The organism is Saccharothrix hoggarensis (assembly GCF_042678885.1).
In the GTDB taxonomy this organism is placed as follows: Bacteria; Actinomycetota; Actinomycetes; order Mycobacteriales; family Pseudonocardiaceae; genus Actinosynnema; species Actinosynnema hoggarensis.
This window is the reverse complement of record NZ_JBHTLK010000385.1, coordinates 1-3,623: the sequence shown is the minus strand read 5'-3', so window position 1 is coordinate 3,623 and position 3,623 is coordinate 1. Positions and strand designations below refer to the sequence as shown.

At 73.8% G+C, this 3,623-nt stretch carries 4 protein-coding genes and 1 pseudogene; 2 read left to right on the top strand and 3 right to left on the bottom strand.

Annotated features, from left to right (window positions below):
- From ACFQ3T_RS35210 to ACFQ3T_RS35200, 3 genes are all read right to left on the bottom strand, one after another.
- Positions 1 to 1,208 (bottom strand): asparagine synthase-related protein (locus ACFQ3T_RS35210; RefSeq protein ID WP_380730235.1); only part of this gene is annotated, 1,208 nt, incomplete at its 3' end.
- 32 nt (positions 1,209 to 1,240) lie between these two features.
- Positions 1,241 to 1,360, bottom strand: coding sequence for a lasso RiPP family leader peptide-containing protein (locus tag ACFQ3T_RS35205; protein ID WP_380730233.1), 120 nt, complete (start codon positions 1,358 to 1,360; stop codon positions 1,241 to 1,243).
- Positions 1,361 to 1,783: 423 nt separating this feature from the next.
- Positions 1,784 to 2,509, bottom strand: coding sequence for an ANTAR domain-containing response regulator (locus ACFQ3T_RS35200; protein WP_380730231.1), 726 nt, complete (start codon positions 2,507 to 2,509; stop codon positions 1,784 to 1,786).
- Positions 2,510 to 2,565: 56 nt separating this feature from the next.
- Between ACFQ3T_RS35200 and ACFQ3T_RS35195 the strand changes: the two genes are divergently transcribed.
- A complete protein-coding gene (locus tag ACFQ3T_RS35195) occupies positions 2,566 to 3,252 on the top strand; it encodes a response regulator transcription factor (RefSeq protein ID WP_380730229.1) in 687 nt (228 codons plus the stop codon).
- Positions 3,253 to 3,623 (top strand): annotated as a pseudogene (locus tag ACFQ3T_RS35190) (sensor histidine kinase); the annotation flags it as partial.

Genomic DNA, 3,623 nt, shown 5'->3' with positions numbered 1-3,623 from the left:
AGTTCCCGCCGCTCGTCCCGCGGCGCGGCGAGCAGCCGCCCGACCCGCGGCCACGACCAGGCGTGCAGGGCGCGCAGGCCCCGCAGGTGCGAGTACGCCGTCCACGGGTGGCGGCGCAGCAGCTCGGGCAGGTAGCTCGCGGGCGCGTGCAGCACCTCGTCGCCGCCGTCGCCGGTGAGGTGCAGTTCCGCGCCCCGCGCGGCCAGCAGGCGGGCGCGCGCCACGTCCTCGGCGCGCAGGTGGATGTCCGGGTACGGCTCGTCCCGGGCCACCCCGGGAACGAGGATGTCGGCGTAGGGCCGGGGCAGGTCGTCGTCCGTCACCACCAGGCGCTCCACCCCGGTCAGCCCGGCGGCGGCGACCGCGGCCCACTCGGCGTCGTCGTCGGAGACGTCCGCACTGGCCACGGTGAACGTGAGGAGCCGCCCGGTCAGGGCGACGGCGAGGGCGCACACGGCGGTGGAGTCGGCGCCGCCGGACAGGTCCGCGCTGACCGTGCGCCCGGATCGGACCCGTGCGGCGACCGCGGCGGTGAGCGCCTCCCGGACCAGCGGCGCGCCCCGGGCCAGCGACGTGGTCGGCCGCGGCGGCTCCCACCAGCGCACGGTCCGCGCCCGTCCCCGTTCGCCCAGCAGCACGCAGTGGTCCTCCGGCACGGCGGACACACCGCGCCACAGCGAGGCTCCCGCCAGCGCGGGCGGGGCCGCCGGGAACAGCAGGCAGGCCGCCAGCCGCCGCTCGTCGACGCCGGAGCCGGCGAGCCGGGCGAGCACGTCGGCCCGGTCGGCGACCACGTCCACGTCACCCACCCGGGCGTGGAACACCCGCCGCACGCCGAACGCGGTCCCCTGCGCCCGCACCACCCCGTCGACGCTCGCGACCAGGTGGAAGCTGCCGGGCAGCGACCGGGCGGCCCCGTCCAGGTCGGCGGCGGTCCGCGTCCGTCCCGCCATCCGCGCGACCTCCTCGGCGGAAGCCGGGCAGCAGCCGACCAGCGCCACCCTCGTCCGCCCGGCCGAGCCCACCACCAGGTCGCGCGGGTCCCAGTGCCCGATCAGCCACGGCCTCCCCGAGGCGTGGTCGAGCCGCCGGGCCGTCGCGCCCGGGTCGAGCGCGGCGGCCACGGCGAGGGCGGCCTCGCAGTCCGGGAGGACGACGAACCACTCCTCGTCGCGGCCGCTGGCGCTGACCGGATGGCTTCCACTCACAGCCGACATCTCTCAGTCATGCGCCGTCCGCGTCAGTTCTTCTGCCGACGACGGGAGTCCCGCTGACGACCGCGGGACCCGAGTGTCAGGTCGGTGAACCTGCCGACTTCGACCAACACGGGCTTCACGTACACGCGTGACTCGTTCTTCATGGTCACTCCTCTCGTTCACGATCCGGACTTGCCCATCCACCGTGACACAACCGGCAGATGTCGAGGACCGCTCACGGAAACGTCCACACGATGGGGACGCACATGCCCCGGATCGGGTGCGCGAACGCGCGTCAGATGACCGAGCGCGCAGGACCGCCACCCGAAGAAACACCTGGGGCACAACGAATCCGCGCGTCACTTCACCGCGTGGCACCGCGAGCACGGCGAACGGCGGAGGCGCCCGGAGGCGGCGGGGCGGAGGGACCGGTGGTCGCACCGGCGAGAGGACACGTGCTTCTTCGGGACCGGAAGGGAAATCGACGTCCCGCCATTCCGGTCACCGGCCGAGTGGGGCCGGCCCGCCTATTCAGCGCTGTCGCGGGAATGCGACGGCCGAGGTGAATTCAGCAGGATCGGCGACGGTCAGGGCCGGCGCACGGACGCCAGCAGGTTGCGCGCCACGTCCCGCAGTTTCGTGTTGTTCTGCTGCGACTCCGTCACCAGCCGGTCGAACGCCGACTTGGCGTCGATGCCGTGGGCGGCCATCAGCACGCCCTTCGCCTGGTCGATCTCGGCCCGCGAGTCCAACGCGCGCTGGAGGTGCTCGACCAGCCGGTGCGACCGCTCGTACCGGCGGAACCCCGTGATCGAGGTGGACGCGGCGGTGACGAACAGCCGCAGCAGCGCCTCGTCGAACGGGTCGAAGGCCTTCTCCTTGGAGCTGTAGAGGTTCAGCGAGCCGACGACCGCTTCCTCGACCACCAGCGGCGCGGACAGGTACGCCTGCACGCCCGCCCGCTCGGCGGCCTCCGCGAACTCGGGCCACTTCTCCCGGCCGCTCTCCACGGTCGCCCGCACGGGCCGCTGCGTCTGAGCGGCCTGGAGGCAGGGTCCGTTGCCGGCCGCGTACTGGTCCTTGTCGATGGCGACGACCTTCGGGTCCGTCGCGGCGGCCGTGGACGCGCCGTCGGGGCCGACGACGGTGACGCTGACGTTCTCCGCGTCCGGGATGACCCGCGACGCCGATTCGGCCAATTGCTGGAGCGCCTCGTCCAGCGACTGGCCGCCGGTCAGCACGCCGGCCAGTTCCTCAAGCGCCTCGCTGGCCTCGTCCAACATGGACGCGGACACCTGTTCCTCGATGCTCACAAGCCTTGTCTACACCCAGGAGGCCATAATCGCCCCAATCGATAGGGGGTGGTGGGTTGCGCGTGCTGCTCGTCGAGGACGACGACGGGGTCGCGGACGCCTTGGTGGAGGCCCTGGAGGCGAAGGACCACCGGCCGAGCCGGGTGGCCCGCGGCGCGGACGCCCTGCTGGTCCACCGCGATTTCGACCTGCTGCTCCTCGACCTCGGGTTGCCCGACACGGACGGGCTGGAGGTGCTGCGCAAGATCCGCAAGGTGTCGCCGGTGCCGGTGTTGGTCCTCACAGCGCGTGGGGACGAGCGGTCGATCGTGCGCGGCCTGCGCCTCGGCGCGGACGACTACCTGGTGAAACCGGTCCGTCTCGGTGAGTTGCTCGCCCGGATGGACGCGGTCGCCCGGCGCAGCGCGGCGCTCGCCGGGCCGAAGGACGGCACGGTGCGCGTCGGCGACGTGGTGATCGACCTGGAGGGCAGGCGGGTCGTGGTGGGCGACGCGGAGGTCTCGTTGACCACCAAGGAGTTCGACGTGCTGGCGGCGTTGGCGCGGCGCGCGGGCACGGCGGTGAGCCGCCAGCAGCTCATGGACGAGGTGTGGGGTGACGCGTACCTGGCCGTGTCGCGGTCGCTGGACGTGCACCTGGCGGGTCTGCGGGCGAAGCTGCGCCGGCCGGGCCTGCTGACCACCATCCGCGGCTTCGGCTACCGGCTCGCCCTCGGCGACGCCGGGAACCAGGCGGGCGGGTGAATGCGCCGCCGTCTCCTGCTGGTGCTGCTGTCGTTCTCCGCCGCAGCGGTGGCGGCGTTCGCGGTGCCGCTGCTGTCGTTCACGGCCGCCGAGCGCACCCAGCGGTTCGTGCTGACGCGCACCGCCGACCTCGACCGGTTCGCCGCGCTCGCGCAGCAGGCCGAGACGACGGGTGACAATGCGGCCCTGGCGGACGAGGTCGCCGCGTACTTCGAGCTGTACGGCGAACCGGTCGTGGTGGTGGACGCGCGCCGGGCGCCGGTCGCGCGGGCGGGCCTCACGGCGGACGACCCCGCGCTGGCGCCGGTGTTGGACGCCGCCCTGCGCAACCAGCCGACGCGGGCCGTGCCGCCGGTGCTGCTGTGGCTGGC